The organism is Streptomyces sp. LE64 (assembly GCF_052606915.1).
Map to the genome: position 1 here is coordinate 4,160,520 of NZ_CP199708.1, position 16,889 is coordinate 4,177,408.

Below are 16,889 nucleotides of genomic sequence, written 5' to 3' on the forward strand. Positions count from 1 at the left end.
GAACCACCCATGCCCCTGAACCCCGCCCGTCTGCGCGCCCTCGGCACCACCTCCGTGGGCCCCGGCCGCCCCGTCTACGTCACCGGCGAGATCGGCATCAACCACAACGGCGACCTGGAGAAGGCGTTCGCCCTGATCGACGCCGCCGTCGACGCCGGTTGCGACGCCGTCAAGTTCCAGAAGCGGACCCCCGAGGTCTGCACCCCGCGCGACCAGTGGCACATCGAACGCGACACCCCCTGGGGCCGCATGACCTACATCGACTACCGGCACCGCGTCGAGTTCGGCCGGGACGAGTACCGGGCGATCGACCGCTACTGCGCCGAGCGCGGCATCGACTGGTTCGCCTCCCCCTGGGACACCGAGGCCGTCGCCTTCCTGGAGGAGTTCGACGTCCCCGCCCACAAGGTCGCCTCCGCCTCCCTCACCGACGACGAACTGCTGCGTGCCCTGCGCGCCACCGGCCGCACCGTGATCCTGTCCACCGGCATGTCGACCCCGCAGCAGATCCGGCACGCCGTCGAGGTCCTGGGCTCGCACAACATCCTGCTCTGCCACGCCACGTCCACCTACCCGGCCAAGGCCGAGGAACTGAACCTGCGGATGATCCACACCCTCCAGCGGGAGTACCCCAACGTCCCCATCGGCTACTCCGGCCACGAGACGGGCCTCCAGACCACCCTGGCCGCCGTCGCCCTCGGCGCGGTCTTCGTCGAGCGGCACATCACCCTCGACCGCGCCATGTGGGGCTCCGACCAGGCCGCCTCGGTGGAGCCGCAGGGCCTGAGCCGACTGGTCCGCGACATCCGCACCGTCGAGGCGTCCCTCGGCGACGGGGTGAAGAAGGTCTACGACTCCGAGTTGGGCCCGATGCGCAAGCTGCGCCGCGTCCCCGGCGTCGTCGCCCAGACCCAGACCCAGCCACAGCCCCCGTCCCAGGCCCAGGCCCAGGCCCAGGATCGCACCCCGGCCGTCGCCGTCCCCGCGGGCGAACCGGTCACCGTCTAGTCCCCCTCCCACGCACCCGGAGCGGCCAGTGAGTACCCGAGTCGGGCCCGAGGGCCCCGTCCCGACGCTCGCGTTCGTCGAGAGCCCCGTGCAACTCCTCAACACCCTGGAGTGGGCCCACCACCGGCCGCCCGAGGCCCTCACCGTGGTGGTGCTGCCGCCGGCCGACCCGATGACCCGCGGCCAACTGCGCAGGATGGCCGAGCTGGCCCGGGACGCCGGCCACCGGGTGCGCTGGGAGGAGGCCCGCGGCGGCACGGGCCCGCTGCGCACGGTCCGCGGGCTCGCGCCCCTGCTGCGCGGGGCGCCCCGGGTCGTCGTCGGCGACCCGTTCTCCCGCTACGTCCACCTGCTGCTGACCCTGACCCGGGCCCCGGAGCTGGTGGTGGTCGACGACGGGACCGCCACCATGGAGTTCGTCGGCCAACTCGCCGCCGGAGAGCGGTTGGTCCGCTGGCACCGGCACGGGGGCCGTCCGGGCCCCCGTGACCTGGCCTTCGCCCCGGTCACGGCGACCGCGCGGCGCCGGCTGCTCCCCGGCCCCGGCCGCACGGTCGAGGTGTTCTCCGCGCTGCCGCTCGCCGCGGTCCCCGAGGGCGTGCGGACCACCGCCAACGAATTCGGCTGGACCCGCTCCCGCTTCGGGCCGCCCCGGCTCAGCGAGGGCGCCGACCTGGTGGGCACCTCCCTGGTGGAGACGGGCGTGGTGGACCCGGTGCGGTACGCGGCGGCCGTCCGCTCGCTGGCCCGCGCCCACGGGGCCACCCGCTACTTCGCGCACCGGCGCGAACGCCCGGAGAAGTTGCACGCCCTCGCCGCCGCCACCGGGCTGGAGATCCGCCGCCCGGACCTGCCGCTTGAGCTGATCGCCCGCCGTGGACCCATCGGCCGGACCGTGCTCAGCTTCCCCTCCACCGTGGTCCACACCCTGCCCCTCGCCCTCGCCGGCACCGGGGCCCGGGTGGCGGTCTGCGACATCGACCCCGAGTGGCTCACCGCCGGGGCCTCGCCACGGGCCCGGGGCTTCCTGGCCGGGGTCACCGACACCGCCCGGGAGGTGCACCGACTGCGGTCCGTGTGCGCGGGGTAACCGGACTGTCTACCCCACCCGAGCCGGAACCACTCGCTCCGATCCCGAACCGTTACGCCAATACGGCTGAACTTTCCTAGATCACCGCCCAGTTGACCCCCGACCCGCTTTACCCTTCAAAGGGTGAACCAACTGATGTCCGCTGGCACAGACTCCCCGTCCGAAGCCGACCACTCCGGCCCGAGCCCCCTGCCCGGAACCCTCCCCGAAGCGCTGCGCGCCGAGCTGATCGCGTTCCGCCGCGACATGCACATGCACCCCGAGCTGGGCAACCAGGAGTTCCGGACCACCGCCGCGATCAAGACCCGGCTGGAACGCGCCGGGCTCGCCCCCCGGGTCCTGAAGACCGGCACCGGCCTCATCTGTGACATCGGCACCCGGGACGACGACCGTCCCGTGCTGGCACTGCGCGCGGACATCGACGCCCTGCCCATCCCGGACACCAAGACCAGCTGCGCCTACCGCTCCACGGTCCCCGACCGGGCGCACGCCTGCGGGCACGACGTGCACACCACCGCCGTCCTCGGGGCCGGGCTGGTCCTCGCCGAACTGCACCGCGAGGGCCGGCTGCCGCACCCGGTGCGACTGGTCTTCCAGCCGGCCGAGGAGGTGCTGCCCGGCGGCGCCCCCGACGCGATCGAGTCCGGTGCCCTGGAGGGGGTCGGCCGGATCATCGCCGTCCACTGCGACCCCCGGGTGGACGCCGGCCGGATCGGACTGCGCCACGGGCCCATCACCTCCGCCTGCGACCGGCTGGAGGTCTCGCTCGACGGCCCCGGCGGCCATACCGCCCGCCCCCACCTGACCACCGACCTGGTGGCCGCCGCGGCCCGGGTCGCCACCGAGGTGCCCGCGCTGGCCGCCCGCAGGGTCGACGCCCGCGCCGGGCTCGCCGTCACCTGGGGCCGCATCGAGTCCGGCCACGCCTGCAACGTCATCCCGCAGCACGCGGAGCTTTCCGGCACGGTCCGCTGCCTGGACCTCGCCGCCTGGCGCCAGGCCCCGGACGTGGTGCACGCGGCCATCGACGAGGTCGCCGCGCTGTACCGGGCCAAGACCGAGATCACCTACGTCCGGGGCGTGCCCCCGGTCGTCAACGACCCCGCGGTCACCGAACTGCTGCGCTCCGCGATGACCGCCCGCCGCGGCGTCGGCTCGGTGGAGGACACCGAGCAGAGCCTGGGCGGCGAGGACTTCTCCTGGTACCTCCAGCAGGTGCCGGGCGCGATGGCCCGGTTGGGGGTCCGTCGCCCCGGCGAGCGCACGGTGCGCGACCTGCACCAGGGCGACTTCGACGTGGACGAGACCGCGATCACGGTGGGTGTCGAACTGTTCACCGCCGCCGCCCTGCTGGACGCGGGCCGCGACTGACCGGGACCGGCCGTCCCACCTGGGACGGCCGGTCCGCGCGGGGGTCCGGGGCGGGGTACGCGCGCGCGGTCCGTCCGTCACCACGCGTCACCGGATTGCCCTTGTGCCCCGGGAATCACCCCGCCTCGCGGAGGGCTGTGCGTCGATCCGATAACAGCTCCCCAAGAGCCCTTTATCTGACATCTACGCGCGTTACGATCGCCGCGAAACCAGCGCCGCAAGTGGCGCTTCGGTCAGGTTGAAGGAGCCCCCCTTGCGTCGGGTAGCCAAAATCTCCGCCGTGGTCGCCGCGACCGCCGCGCTTTCCCTCACCGCCACGGCCTGTGGCAGCACGTCGTCCGAGAAGAAGGAGTCCGGCTCGGACTCCGCGTCGTCCAGCGGGGGCAAGGGCGTCAAGATCGGTCTCGCGTACGACGTCGGCGGCCGTGGTGACTACTCGTTCAACGACTCGGCCGCCCGTGGCGCCGACAAGGCGAAGGACGAGTTCGGCGGTGAGCTCAAGGAGCTGACCGCGAAGGTCAGCGACACCGAGGCGGACCGCGAGCAGCGGCTGTCCTCCCTCGCCGACGCGGGCTTCAACCCGATCATCGGCGTGGGCTACGCCTACTCCGCGTCGATGACGAAGGTCGCCAAGAAGTACCCGGACACCACCTTCGGCATCGTGGACTCGGTCGTCGAGGCCGCGAACGTCGACAGCATCACCTTCACCGAGGAGCAGGGCTCCTACCTGGCGGGCGTGGCCGCCGCGCTGAAGTCGAAGAAGGGTCACGTCGGCTTCATCGGCGGCGCGGACATCCCGCTGATCAAGAAGTTCGAGGCCGGCTTCGTCCAGGGCGTCAAGGAGACCGACCCCAAGGTCAAGATCGACACCCAGTACCTGAGCCGCGGCTCGGACACCTCCGGCTTCGCCTCGCCCGACAAGGGCAAGGAAGCCGCACAGGGCATGCTGGACAACGGCGCCGACGTGATCTACACGGCGGCCGGCTCCTCCGGCACCGGTGCGATCGAGGCCGTGGCGGGCGTCAAGGGCGCCTGGGGCATCGGCGTCGACTCGGACCAGTACAACGTCCCGGGTCTGGCGAAGTACAAGAACTCCGTGCTGACCTCGGTGGTCAAGAACGTCGACATCGGCGTCTACGACCTGATCAAGTCCGTCAGGGACGGCAAGCCGCTGACCGGCGTGAACACCTACCCGCTGAAGGACGGCGGCGTCTCCCTCTCGGAGAGCGGCGGCTTCCTGAAGGACATCCAGGGCAAGCTGGACGAGGCCCGGCAGAAGATCATCGACGGTGAGGTCAAGGTCAACACGACCCCGTGACCGCACGGTCCGGGCGACACCGGACCACCGGCTCGGCGGGGTGGGGCGCACGACGGCACCCCCCGCCGAGCCATAACGATGTGTCAACTCTACGCGTGTAGCGTTCAGTTGGCGCGTGACGTCCTCCCGGCCCCGCAGCGACAGTGGCACACGTCGCCGACGAGCCGACGACACCGGGGAACGCGACGCACCGGCCGCTCTTCCCCTCCCACGCCTCGCCTGCCCCTTTTCCCCGAGGAGTGCGCCATCAACGCGTCCAGCCCTCCGCCCTCCGCGGCAGCCGCCGTCGAACTGCGCGGCATCACCAAGCGGTTCCCCGGCGTCGTCGCCAACCGCGACATCGACATCACCGTCCGCAAGGGCACCGTCCACGCCCTGTGCGGTGAGAACGGCGCCGGCAAGTCCACCCTGATGAAGATCCTCTACGGCATGCAGAAGCCGGACGAGGGCACCATCACGGTCGACGGCGACCAGGTGTCGTTCCACAGCCCCTCCGACGCCATCGCCCGCGGCATCGGCATGGTCCACCAGCACTTCATGCTGGCCGACAACCTGACCGTGCTGGAGAACGTCGTCCTCGGCGCCGAGAAGCTGCACGGCATCGGCGCCAAGGCCCGCAAGCGGATCACCGAGATCTCCGACGCCTACGGCCTCGGGGTGCGCCCCGACGTCCTCGTGGAGGAACTCGGCGTCGCCGACCGCCAGCGGGTGGAGATCCTCAAGGTCCTCTACCGCGGCGCGCGCACCCTCATCCTCGACGAGCCCACCGCCGTCCTGGTCCCCCAGGAGGTCGACGCGCTCTTCGACAACCTGCGGGAACTGAAGTCCGAGGGCCTGACCGTCATCTTCATCTCGCACAAGCTCGGCGAGGTGCTCTCGGTCGCCGACGACATCACCGTCATCCGGCGCGGCACCACCGTCGGCACCGCCGACCCCCGCACCACCACCACCAAGCAGCTCGCCGAACTGATGGTGGGCAGCGAGCTCCCCTCGCCGGAGACCAGCGAGTCCACCGTCACCGACGTGCCCACCCTCGTCGTCGACACGGTCCGGCTCACCCAGACCGACCTCGATGGCGTCGAGCGCGTCATCCTCGACGACATCACCCTCACCATCCACCGCGGCGAGGTCCTCGGCATCGCCGGCGTGGAGGGCAACGGCCAGTCCGAACTGGTCGAGGCCATCATGGGCATGCGCACCCCGGACAGCGGCACCATCACCCTCGCCGAGGCCGACATCACCCGCGCCTCCACCCGGCACCGCCGGGAGCAGGGCATCGGCTACGTCCCCGAGGACCGCCACCGCCACGGCCTGCTGCTGGAAGCCCCGCTGTGGGAGAACCGGATGCTCGGCCACATCACCGAGCGCCCCAACTCGCGCGGCGGACTCCTCGACATCAAGGCCGCCCGCGCCGACACCGAGCGGATCGTCACCGAGTACGACGTCCGCACCCCCGGCATCGACGTCACCGCCGCCTCCCTCTCCGGCGGCAACCAGCAGAAGCTGATCGTCGGCCGCGAGATGAGCCACGCCCCCAAGCTACTCATCGCCGCCCACCCCACCCGCGGCGTCGACGTCGGCGCCCAGGCGCAGATCTGGGACCAGATCCGCGAAGCCCGCCGCGAGGGCCTCGCCGTGCTGCTGATCTCCGCCGACCTCGACGAGTTGATCGGCCTCTCCGACAGCCTGCGGGTGATGTACCGGGGCCGCCTGGTCGCCGACGCCGACCCGCGTTCCATCACGCCCGAGGAACTGGGCTCCGCCATGACCGGTGCGGCCACCGGCCACCTGGAACATCCCACCGACACCACTGACCCCACCGACACCGAGAGCCCCGAAGGCGCGGACGGCACCCAGTCGGAGGACGACGCCCGATGAAGAAACTGACCTCCCGCATCGACAAGGAGCGGCTGCTCCTCGCACTGGCGGCCCCCGTCCTCGCGCTGGTCGCCGCCCTGGTCATCACCGCCCTGGTGCTCCTCGCCACCGGCAAGGACCCGTTCGCCGCGTTCAGCGACATGGTGACCTTCGGCTCCGCCAGCGACAGCCAGGTCTACATCCTGAACAAGGCGACCACGTACTACCTCGCCGGCATCGCGGTCGCCATCGGCTTCCGGATGAACCTCTTCAACATCGGCGTCGACGGCCAGTACCGGCTCGCCGCCTTCGTCGCCGCCCTGCTCGGCGGGGCGCTCACCGCGCCCGGCTGGCTCGCCGTCCCGCTGATCGTGCTGTGCGCGATGGCCGTGGGCGCGCTGTGGGCGTCCATCGCCGGCATCCTCAAGGTCACCCGGGGCGTCAGCGAGGTCATCTCGACCATCATGCTGAACGCCATCGCCACCGCGATCATCGGCTACCTGATCCAGCCCGAGCAGCTCGGCCAGCTCGACAAGGCCGGCACCCTGGTGTCCACCAAGCCGCTGCCCGAGGGCTCCTGGTTCTTCGCCTTCGACGCCGGCCCCGCCGGCGAGGTGTGGGGCTTCGTCCTCGTCGCGATCCTGGTCGGCGTCCTGTACTGGTTCGTCCTCGGCCGCACCCGCTTCGGCTTCGACCTGCGGGCCGTGGGCCAGTCCGAGTCGGCCGCCTCGGCCAGTGGCGTCAGCGTCAAGAAGATGGTCGCCACCAGCATGATCCTGTCCGGCGCCGTCGCCGGCCTGATCGGCATGCCGACCCTGCTCAACGACAGCCACCACTTCGCCAACGACTTCCCGCTGGGCATCGGCTTCACCGGCATCGCCATCGCCCTGCTCGGTCGCAACCACCCCGTCGGCATCGCGCTGGGCGCGCTGCTGTGGGGCTTCCTGGAGCGCACCACCAGCCACCTGGAGCTCCAGGGCTACGACAAGGAGATCCTCGGCGTGATCCAGGGCGTCATCGTCCTGTGCGTGGTCATCGCCTACGAGGTCGTCCGCCGCTTCGGCCTCAAGCGCCAGCAGCAGCGCGTCGGCGCCGAACTCGCCGCCCAGGCCGCCGCCGCCCGTACCGAGAAGCAGGAGGTGGCCCGATGACCGCCACGATGACCGACACGCCGCCCCCCGGGGCGCCCCCGGTGGAGAAGGGCGCCCGGCGCAGCCGCTGGACCCTCTCCCGCATCCTGCTCGTCATCGCCGGCGCGCTCGTCCTGGTCTCCGCGGTCCGCGTGGTCACCGGCGCCGACCAGCTCACCTCCGAGGGCCAGATCAGCGCCGCCCTCAGGCTCGCCGTCCCGATCGGTCTCGCCGGCCTCGCCGGCCTGTGGTCCGAGCGCGCCGGTGTGGTCAACATCGGCCTCGAAGGCATGATGATCCTCGGCACCTTCGGCGCCGGCTGGATCGGCTGGCAGACCAGCCCCTGGCTCGGCCTGGCCTGCGGCGTCGGCTTCGGCGTGATCGGCGGCCTGATCCACGCCGTCGCCACCGTCACCTTCGGCGTCGACCACATCGTCTCCGGCGTCGCCGTCAACCTGCTGGCGCTCGGCGCCACCCAGTACCTCGCCAAGATCTTCTTCGCCGACGGCGACGCCTCCACCGCGGGCGGCAACCCCAAGCAGTCCCCGCCCGCCGAGTCGCTGCCCGAGATCACCATCCCCGGCCTCTCCGACGCCCTCCAGAGCCTCCAGGACCTGCACTGGTTCCTGCTCTCCGACGTCGCCGGCATCCTCGGCGGCCTGGTCACCAACGTCTCCGTGGTGACGATCCTGGCCGTCCTGCTGTTCTTCGCCAGCTGGTGGATCCTGTGGCGCACCCCGTTCGGGCTGCGGCTGCGCTCCTGCGGCGAGAACCCGGTCGCGGCCGAGTCCCTCGGCGTCAACGTCTACACCCACAAGTACCTCGCCGTCGCCATCTCCGGCGGCATCGCCGGCCTCGGCGGCGCCTTCCTGGCCCTGGTCACCTCGCACATCTACCTGGAGGGCCAGACCGGCGGCCGCGGCTACATCGGCCTCGCGGCGATGATCTTCGGCAACTGGCGGCCCGGCGGACTCGCCATGGGCGCCGGCCTGTTCGGCTTCTCCGACGCCCTCCAGCTCCGCAACGGCGGCGAGGTCGTCCACGCGATGCTGCTGCTCGTGGTGGTGCTGCTGGTGCTGCTCGCCGGCTGGAAGCTGTACCGCAAGGCGATGGTGCAGGGCGTGATCTCGCTGGCCGTGGCCGCGGTCGTGCTGGTCTGGTTCCTCCTCACCGACGAGGTCCCCGGCGAGTTCGTCGGCGCCACCCCCTACGTGGTGACCCTGCTGGTGCTGTCCCTCGCGGCACAACGGCTGAGGATGCCCAAGGCCGACGGCATGAGGTACCGCAAGGGCCAAGGCAAATGACGTCCCCCGCGCCCGCCCCGGACGTGGACTGGGACGCCCTGCGGGAGGCCGCCCGGGACGCCATGTCCCGGGCGTACGCCCCCTACTCCGGCTACCCGGTCGGCGCCGCTGCCCTGGTGGACGACGGCCGCACCGTCACCGGCTGCAACGTCGAGAACGCCTCGTACGGCATCGGCCTCTGCGCGGAGTGCGGGCTGGTCTCGGCGCTCCAGAACAGCGGCGGCGGCCGGCTCACCCACTTCACCTGTGTGGACGGCCGGGGCGAGGTCCTCGTCCCGTGCGGCCGCTGCCGACAACTGCTGTACGAGTTCGGGGGCCCCGCCCTCGTCCTGGACACCCCGGCGGGTCTGCTCCCCCTGTCCGAGATGCTCCCCCTGGCCTTCGGCCCGGAGCACCTCGCCTAGCATCCGCCGCACCCCTGACGGCCCTGCTCCCCGCGACGGCGGGGAGCAGGGCCGTCCGCACGTTCCGGGGAGTCGGCGTATTTCGGCCAGCTGGGCGAGGTGATTCGGCCGAGTCGTGGGTGACGGGGCGGACGTGGCCGGTCGGGGGAACCGGAACCGGCCGGTTCACGTTCTTCCCCGTAACGGCCTTCTCCGGTCAGCTCCGGCCAACACGCGTGTCGGTGCTACCGGTTGGTGCGAAAGTCCCGTGACGGCGGACGCCCGATCGCGTACAAAGGCACCGGGGCGGACACGGAGCGGCAGCGACGCACGCGTGCGGAGCCGCCGTACACGACGGTTCGGGGGGTGGACGCGTGAAGTTCGACATGGGCAGTACGACACTGGGCGACCTCGGCAAGGCCACGACGGGGTCCAGCGACGACCTGGGCACGTTGATCCGGCAACTCATCGCCGCGGCCGACCCGTTGGAGGGCAAGTTCAACGGCGCCGGCAAGGCCGCCTTCGACTCCTTCAAGGCCCGCGCGGACGAGATCACCGCCGCGCTCAACGGCTCGCTCCAGGCGATCCTCGGCGGCCAGAGCGGCATGGACGCCGCCTTCGGCACGGGCGACCAGGAGCAGGAGACCAACGCCCACCAGAACATGGGCGCCGCGAACTTCGACGCCGCCCGCTTCGGCGCGCGCTGACCCCGGGGAGTTGACGATGGGACAGAACCTCGACCGCCGGTCCTACGACACCGGGGCGTCCGCCGAGGTGCAGGGCGGACTCCAGGGCATCATCGCCCAGTTGGAGCGCGTCCTCAGCGACCGGGACGGCGCCGTCAAGGCCGCCATGGCCGAGTTCCAGGCCGACGGCGTCTCCGATGAGTACCACGGCAAGGAAGTCCGGTGGAACCGGGCGGCGAACGAGGTGCGGGAGATCATCCGCCTGGTGCGGGGCACCTTGGAGCAGAACGACGGCACCGCGCAGTCGACGCTGGCCAAGGCCAAGGCCGCGGTCGACGCCATCGGTTGAGGCACGCACGGACGGGGGCTGACGCATGACCGGATGGGACATCTCGCCGCTCGGGGTCAAGGGCGTCCTGGAGAAGACGGGTACCGCCGCCGAGGGCCTCGGCAAGGTGGGCACCACCCTCCAGACGGCGGTGCCGGCCGCGGCGAAGGCGGCCGGCGGCCTCAGTGCGGGCGGCGGCAGCGGCGGTGAGGGCGAGGGACAGGGCCTGGTCGCCGTCGCCCTCAGCCAGTTCATGACGGCGCACACCGAACGGCTCCAGAAGATCGGTGCCCGTGCCTCCGCCTCCCTGAACGGCGCGGTGACCGCCACCAACGCCTACCTCACCGGCGACCTGGAGCAGGCGGCCAACGCCCAGCGCGAGGCCCTCAAGGAGCCCGAGGTCGACCTGCCCGGCCAGGACGGTCCGCCGCCGGGCCACCCGGCCGCCGCGCGCACCGGCGGCTGACGGGCCGCGGGCCCGCGACCGGAACCGATCGACACGCATACGGGGGTCTGTGGTGAGTGGTGGGGCGATCAACCCGTGCACGATCCCGCAGTTCACGGGGGACCTGGAAGAGCTGGAGACGCAGCGGAAGGTCCTGCACGCCGCCGCGGGGACGTTCCGGGACTCCGGCGCCGACGTGCACGCCCGCTTCCAGGGGCTCTCGGCGTTCTACACGGCTCCGGAGGCGGAGCAACTGTTCGCGACGACGACTCCGGTGAAGACGGAGTCGGACCTGTTCGCGGACCAGCTGGAGTCGGTCACCACGGCCCTGGCGGAGTACGCGGCGGAGGTCCGCCCGATCGAGGCCCGCCTCAAGCAACTCCAGGCGGACGCCACCACCTTCGCGAACAGCATCAGCGGCGACGAGCACTGGAAGGACGACGGGGACAAGGTCGAGGAGAACAACGACCTGGTGAAGGACGTGAACGCGGCGGTCGCCGCGTTCTGGTCGGCGGAGCGGACCTGCGCCAACAAGATCACGGCACTGGTCTGCGGCACGCACTTCGTCGCGGACGACGGCTCGGGCGCCCCGAACATGTACGGCTTCACCGAGGGCGACCTCGACAACACCCGGGAACTGCCGTGGGGCTCCCAGGTGGAGGAGTCCCGCCGCTGGTGGGAGGTGCACCACCACGTCGGCTCCTTCCTGAAGGGCGTGTTCGTCGACGGCCTGTGGGGCACGATCCGCGGCCTGGGCACCCTGGTCGGGGTCGACGGCTGGGACGCCGCGGGCCAGGCGTGGACGGGCCTGGCCAAGGTCGCCACGGGCCTGGTGATCACGGCGGTGCCGATCGTGGGCACCGCCTACTGGCTGGTGCCGGACGACAAGCTGCCGCCGTGGCTGCGGGATTCGCGGACCGCGGTGAAGGAGACCGGCAAGGCGCTGGTGGCCTGGGACGAGTGGGGCAAGAACCCGGCGCGGGCGGCGGGCGCGACCACGTTCAACGTGGTGACGACGGTGTTCACCGGCGGCGCCGGAGCCGCGGCGAAGACGGGCTCCGTCGCGAGGGTGATCGGGGCGCTCGGCAAGACCGGTCGCCTCCTCGACCCGGTGACGTACATCGCCAAGGGCGGCAAGGTCGTCACGGTGAAGGTCGGCGACCTGCTGGCCGGCCTGCGCAACGCCGATGCGGGCGCCCGGATCAACATCCCCGAGCCGGCCGTCCCGGTGGCCGGCGCCGACGACGCGGCCCGCGCCGGCGCGGGCACCGGCCCGGACCCCGCACACACCGTGCGCCTCCCCGACGACGCACACGGCAACCCCCAGTACCTGGACACCGAAACGGGCCAGCTCCTCGACGCCGCCGGCAACCCGAAGCCCGACGCGATGCCCCGCGACGTGACCAACCCGGACCCCCGCTCGACGGGCGCGGAGACCTCGCCGGTCCGTGCGGAGGCCCCGGTCCAGGTCGGTGCGCGGGAACCGGCGATGGCGGGCGGGGGGCCGGGCGGGGCGTTGGGCGATCTGCCGGGTGCGGGCCCCGGCGTCGGTGCCGGTGGTGGTCCGGTGCCGGGCGCGGGAGGCGTCGACGATGCGGCGGCGGGCGGGATGGGTCCGGGTGGGGGTGCCGTTCCGGGTGGGGGAGCGATGCCCGGGGGCGGAGGTGTGGACGTGATACCGGGCGGCGTGGCCGGCGACCTTCCCGGTGGCGGCGTGAGCCAGGTTCCCGGCGGCACCGTGGACGGCTTGCCGTCCAACAGCCTCACGGACAACGGCACCCCGGGCGGCGGGGCGGCCTCGCATCCCGACACCACACCGGGAGGCGGTGCTGCGGGTGGTGGCCCGGTCGTGCCGCACGGCGGGTCGGACCCCGTTCCCGGCAACGCAGGCGGGGGCGGTGCCGGCCCCGGCACGGGTTCCGGGGGTACCGGCACGGGCGGGGGTGGCGGCAACTTGCCCGAGCCCCGTGACCCGAGGACGTACACGCTCGCCGAACGGCAGGCCATCATGGACCACCAGGTGGCCCGGGCCAATGACCCGAACGACACCTTCTTCAAGGACTTCTACCAGAAGAACGGATACCGGAAGAGGACCGAAGTCGTGGACGAGTTCGGTCTGGCACCTCCACAACTGGTGGAGACCCCGCAAGGGTGGATTCCCGCCGACAGTGTCCCGCCCCCCCTCCCGCCCACCTACTTGGACACGCAAGCCTTGGAGAGGGGCGCGAAGCACGCCACGCCGGAAGCCCGCGCCCAGCTCGACGTATACGCTAGGGAACGCTACGAGGCGATCGCCGATGACCGGATTCCGCACCAGAACCACACGGACGCCTCTCAGGCCCTCAAGAACGACCCGAACAACGTGGAACTCCAGGAGAGACTGGAAGCAGCGAAAGAAGTGCACCGGGAGCCGCACGCCAAGCTCACCGATGCCAGCGAGGCATACGGTGAGGCCATCGCCCGCCACCACGCCATACCCGAACGCTACCCCGGAGCGAAGGAGTTGGAACTCCACGGACCTAAGTCCGGGAATCATCAATTCGACCAGGTTTGGAAACAGGGAGACCGCTACATAGTCGTCGAGGCGAAAAGTAACGTAGACACCGCTCTTGGTAGCCGGCTGATAAGTGGATCTCGCCATTCGCAAGGATCTCGTCCCTACTTCACCGACATTTTGAGGGCTATGAGGAGGCGGCCTGCTGACGCGGCACTTGCCGCTGATTTGAAAATTGCACTCAAGGAAGGGCGCATTGACTATGTTCTGATCAAGGGTCTGGACAACGAAGGCGCCTATGCTGGTTACGCTATGCGGCAGTTCGACATACGCGAGGTAGGGGAAGTTCATTGGCCGTCAACGTGACTCGTCATGTTCTGAGGAATCCAGCAGACGAGGGTTTTGTCAGTCGATTCTACCCGGATTCAGTTGCAGATATCGAAGACCTTGATTCGCATCCCGGCATGATGGATTTCTATTGGGGATCTGCTGACCTTGCGGTCCAGGCGCAGGGTTTGCTTGATCCGCGTGCGACGCGGCTGGAGACCTGGGAAGCCGTCGTGAATGCGATGCAGATGAGTTCGGCGGTGTTTCGTCGGGCAGCCGTCACCGAGGGTTCGGTGGATTGTCTGATCCATCACAAGGTGCGTACGTTGCCCGCGACGGGGCCGAGGCCCTACGCCAATGCAGGTACGTGGTTGACGGCCTTCTTCTTCGCGATCGTGTGTCGGGACCAGAAGCGGATGACGGAACTGGCGGAGCTTCCGTTGGATGTGCTCCGGGCATCGGGTGCGGAGCACGACGAGTACCTGATGCATTGGGTCTCGGCCCTTCAGGCGTATTGGTTGCGGGACCAGGTTCGCTTGGTCGACGAACTCTCCGAGACGTTCAAGAAGTCCCACCCCGACGCCGTGCGGGTCGCCTCTCGTGATTGGGTCCAGCAGATCTCGTATCCGCCGATGAACCTGTTCCACCGTTTCGTGACGCGTGATCATGCCGGGTTCAACGAGGCGTTGGTGGAGGCGCTGGAGTCGCACAAGGCGTACTGGACGTCCGACGAGGACCGCGCGGAGGACATCGAGGGGATGGTGGCACTCGGGCCGCTCGCCATGACCTGCCTTGCCCACGACGGCGACTTCCCCGTCGAGGTCGAGTCCGACTACCTGCCCCACCATCTGGTCGCCCGTAGCTGGCTCGGTGAGTTCCCCACATGAGATGTTCCTTTCGGGGCCGATGGGGGAGCCGGACGGGACATTCCAACCCAGGGACCTGGCGGATCTGACGGGCGCGGTCGTCGACGAGAACTCCTTCAAAGTCCGGGTGGACGCCCGCACGGTGTGGACCGGGTTCACGGGGTCGGTGTTGGGGCCGGTCGAGTTCGTCGGCGACGAGGGGCGCAGGGTGATCGCCGGTGAGGAACTCGCGCGCTGGATCGCTGAACGCGGGGGTGCAGTACGGGTGTTGGGCTGACGTTCGGCAGCGGCTCCGTGACGTTTGACGAGAGTCCCTTCAAGGCTCGAAGGGATTCCCGTACCGTGTGGTAGGGCTTCGCGGGAGCGTGTTCCGGCTGTTCGAGCCCGTCACGGGAGGGCGTCCGCGACATCGCGCCCGGCGGGCGAGTTCCGCACGTCGCCCGACACGGGGCGCGCACGGGGCTTGGTGGTCGAACACGGGGGAACGGGGGCGGGAGTTGGCGGTACAGGACTACGACAGCCAGTTGCTGGAGTCCGTGGTGATCCGGCGGCGGCGGATGCGGGACGCCCTGCTGTTCGGGTCGGAGCGGTACCGGCGGGCCGCCGACGAGCGGTTGGGCAAGGTGGCGGCCGGGCTGGTGATCGCCGCCGTGCTCTGCGCCGGGTGCGTGGGGTGGTCGTTCGTGGCGAACCGGTTGATGGAGGAGGACAAGTCCAAGTCCTCCGTGCTCGTGCCCGTCTCCGTCGTGGACGGCGACGACCCGCACGCCGCGGGGGCCGGGCCTCCCGGAGCCCCTGGTACGGGAGTTGTCCGATGATAGGTTCGATCGCGTGGTGAGCGGGGGAACGACGAGCCGTAGTACCGCCCTGAGCCGGGTGACCCTGGTCGGCGAACGGCGGCGGATGGACCTGGTGTTGCCGTCCCGGGAGCCCATCGGACGGTTGCTGCCCGACATCATCACGCTGCTCGACGACCGGGTGGCCAGCCAGCCGCGGTTGCGGCACCTGGTGACCGCGGACGGTTCCGTCCTCGCCCAGGACAGCACCCTGGAGGACGCGGCCGTGCCCGACGGCGCGGTGCTGCGACTGGTCCGCGTCCAGGACGCGCCCTCCGCCCCCGTCGTCCACGACGTCACCGACGAGGTCGCCGAGGACCTGGACGTACGGGCCTGGCGTTGGCGTCCCGCCGCCCGGCGGGTCACCGCCGGAGCGGGGCTGGTCGGCTGGACGCTGGCCGCCGGGCTCTTCGCCCGCGGCGCCTTCGACGCCCAGGCCGTCGCCACCGCGCTGCTCGCCACGGCCGTCGTCACCGGCGGGGGCGGGGCGCTCGCCGGACGCCGCGGCCAGGTCGGCCTCGCGACCGCGTTGCTCGCCGTCACGGGCGCCGTCGCCGTGCTCGGCGCCTGGACCCTCGCCGACGCACTGGGCTGGGACGGTACCGTCCGGCTCGCCGTGGTCGCCGCGGCCGTCGTCGTCTCCCTCGGACTGCTCGGACTGTTCACCCCGCTCGGGCGCGGCGGACTCGTCGGGGCCGCCGCGACCCTGGTGACGACGGCGGTGTGGGAGGCCGTCGCGGTCTCCCAGGACGGGGCGCTGACCGCGACCCAGCAGGCCCGCACCGGAGCCGTCCTCGCGGTGGTCTCCGTGGTCGTCCTCGGACTGCTGCCCCGGCTGGCGCTCTCCGCCGCCGGTCTGACCGGGCTGGACGACCGCCGTTCCCGGGGCGCCTCCGTCAGCCGCTACCAGGTGTCCACCGCGCTCGGCGCCACCCACCGGGGCCTCGCCTTGGCGACCGTCGTCCTCGCGGTCTCCGCGGCGGCGGCCGGCGTGCTGGCCCTGCGCGATCCCGGCCCGTGGACCGTGCTGTTGGCCGTGGACACCGCGCTGGTGCTGTGGCTGCGGGCGCGGGCCTTCCCGCTCGTCGTCGAGGTCGTGGTGCTGCTGTTCGCCGGGGCCGTCGTCGTGCTGCGGGCGGTGCTGGTGTGGGCGGGGCACTCGGGGGCCGCGGGGCCGCTCGCGGTGCTGGTGGCGCTGGCGGTACTGCCGCTGCTGGCCCTCGCCGTCCAGCCTCCCGAGGACGTCCGGGTGCGGTTGCGCAGGGCCGGCGACACCGTCGAGTCCATCGGGGTGATCGCCCTGGTGCCGCTGCTCATCGGGGCGTTCGGGGTGTACGGGAACCTGCTCGACACGTTCGCGTGAGACGCGCGGCGGGTGGAGCCGGCAGAGGCCCTCGGGAGCCGGGGGCCCGGTGAGCGGGGCGGCAGAACGGGCGCCGCTCCGGA

Annotated in this window: 16 protein-coding genes; all 16 read left to right on the forward strand. The window is 71.3% G+C overall.

All coding sequences use genetic code 11. The features are described from left to right. The first annotated feature begins 9 nt into the window (after positions 1–9). The 16 genes from ACSMX9_RS18830 to eccD all read left to right on the forward strand — a co-directional run bounded on the left by ACSMX9_RS18830 (position 10) and on the right by eccD (position 16,806). Positions 10–1,008 carry an N-acetylneuraminate synthase family protein gene (locus tag ACSMX9_RS18830; RefSeq protein WP_445395389.1) on the forward strand — a complete coding sequence of 333 codons (999 nt, stop codon included), beginning with the start codon at positions 10–12 and terminating at the stop codon, positions 1,006–1,008. A 28-nt stretch (positions 1,009–1,036) separates the two neighbouring features. Beyond that, positions 1,037–2,098, forward strand: a complete 1,062-nt coding sequence (locus ACSMX9_RS18835) for a hypothetical protein (protein WP_445395391.1) — start codon at positions 1,037–1,039, stop codon at positions 2,096–2,098. Between the two features lie 135 nt (positions 2,099–2,233). Then, positions 2,234–3,469 (forward strand): amidohydrolase, encoded by a 1,236-nt coding sequence (locus ACSMX9_RS18840; RefSeq protein WP_445395393.1) that lies wholly within the window; start codon positions 2,234–2,236, stop codon positions 3,467–3,469. A 253-nt stretch (positions 3,470–3,722) separates the two neighbouring features. Further along, positions 3,723–4,787, forward strand: a complete 1,065-nt coding sequence (locus ACSMX9_RS18845) for a BMP family lipoprotein (protein ID WP_445395395.1) — start codon at positions 3,723–3,725, stop codon at positions 4,785–4,787. A 246-nt stretch (positions 4,788–5,033) separates the two neighbouring features. Beyond that, positions 5,034–6,665, forward strand: a complete 1,632-nt coding sequence (locus ACSMX9_RS18850; RefSeq protein ID WP_445403028.1) for an ABC transporter ATP-binding protein — start codon at positions 5,034–5,036, stop codon at positions 6,663–6,665. Continuing rightward, positions 6,662–7,795, forward strand: coding sequence for an ABC transporter permease (locus ACSMX9_RS18855; protein WP_445395397.1), 1,134 nt, complete (start codon positions 6,662–6,664; stop codon positions 7,793–7,795). The genes ACSMX9_RS18850 and ACSMX9_RS18855 overlap by 4 nt, the downstream gene beginning before the upstream one ends. After that, on the forward strand, positions 7,792–9,078 hold the full coding sequence (locus ACSMX9_RS18860; RefSeq protein WP_351240302.1) for an ABC transporter permease: 1,287 nt from the start codon (positions 7,792–7,794) through the stop codon (positions 9,076–9,078). The genes ACSMX9_RS18855 and ACSMX9_RS18860 overlap by 4 nt, the downstream gene beginning before the upstream one ends. Further along, entirely contained in the window at positions 9,075–9,482 is a 408-nt protein-coding gene (locus tag ACSMX9_RS18865) for a cytidine deaminase (protein ID WP_445395399.1), read from the forward strand. Before ACSMX9_RS18860 ends, ACSMX9_RS18865 begins: the two co-directional genes overlap by 4 nt. Before the next feature lie 353 nt (positions 9,483–9,835). Next, complete coding sequence (locus ACSMX9_RS18870) at positions 9,836–10,168, forward strand: hypothetical protein (RefSeq protein ID WP_351240298.1); 333 nt, start codon at positions 9,836–9,838, stop codon at positions 10,166–10,168. A 16-nt stretch (positions 10,169–10,184) separates the two neighbouring features. Further along, on the forward strand, positions 10,185–10,496 hold the full coding sequence (locus tag ACSMX9_RS18875) for a pore-forming ESAT-6 family protein (RefSeq protein WP_445395401.1): 312 nt from the start codon (positions 10,185–10,187) through the stop codon (positions 10,494–10,496). 25 nt (positions 10,497–10,521) lie between these two features. Further along, positions 10,522–10,941: a DUF6507 family protein gene (locus ACSMX9_RS18880; RefSeq protein WP_366116053.1), complete on the forward strand. Its 420-nt coding sequence runs from the start codon at positions 10,522–10,524 to the stop codon at positions 10,939–10,941. Positions 10,942–10,993: 52 nt separating this feature from the next. Next, complete coding sequence (locus tag ACSMX9_RS18885; protein ID WP_445395403.1) at positions 10,994–13,780, forward strand: hypothetical protein; 2,787 nt, start codon at positions 10,994–10,996, stop codon at positions 13,778–13,780. Beyond that, positions 13,765–14,628 (forward strand): immunity 49 family protein, encoded by an 864-nt coding sequence (locus ACSMX9_RS18890; RefSeq protein ID WP_445395405.1) that lies wholly within the window; start codon positions 13,765–13,767, stop codon positions 14,626–14,628. The genes ACSMX9_RS18885 and ACSMX9_RS18890 overlap by 16 nt, the downstream gene beginning before the upstream one ends. A 19-nt stretch (positions 14,629–14,647) precedes the next feature. Next, the gene (locus tag ACSMX9_RS18895; protein WP_445395407.1) at positions 14,648–14,884 is read left to right on the forward strand and encodes a hypothetical protein; all 237 of its coding nucleotides are present in this window, start codon (positions 14,648–14,650) and stop codon (positions 14,882–14,884) included. Positions 14,885–15,104: 220 nt separating this feature from the next. Next, on the forward strand, positions 15,105–15,425 hold the full coding sequence (locus ACSMX9_RS18900) for a hypothetical protein (protein WP_445395409.1): 321 nt from the start codon (positions 15,105–15,107) through the stop codon (positions 15,423–15,425). A gap of 13 nt (positions 15,426–15,438) precedes the next feature. Further along, a complete protein-coding gene (gene eccD / locus ACSMX9_RS18905) occupies positions 15,439–16,806 on the forward strand; it encodes a type VII secretion integral membrane protein EccD (protein WP_445395411.1) in 1,368 nt (455 codons plus the stop codon). The last annotated feature ends 83 nt before the right edge of the window (positions 16,807–16,889 follow it).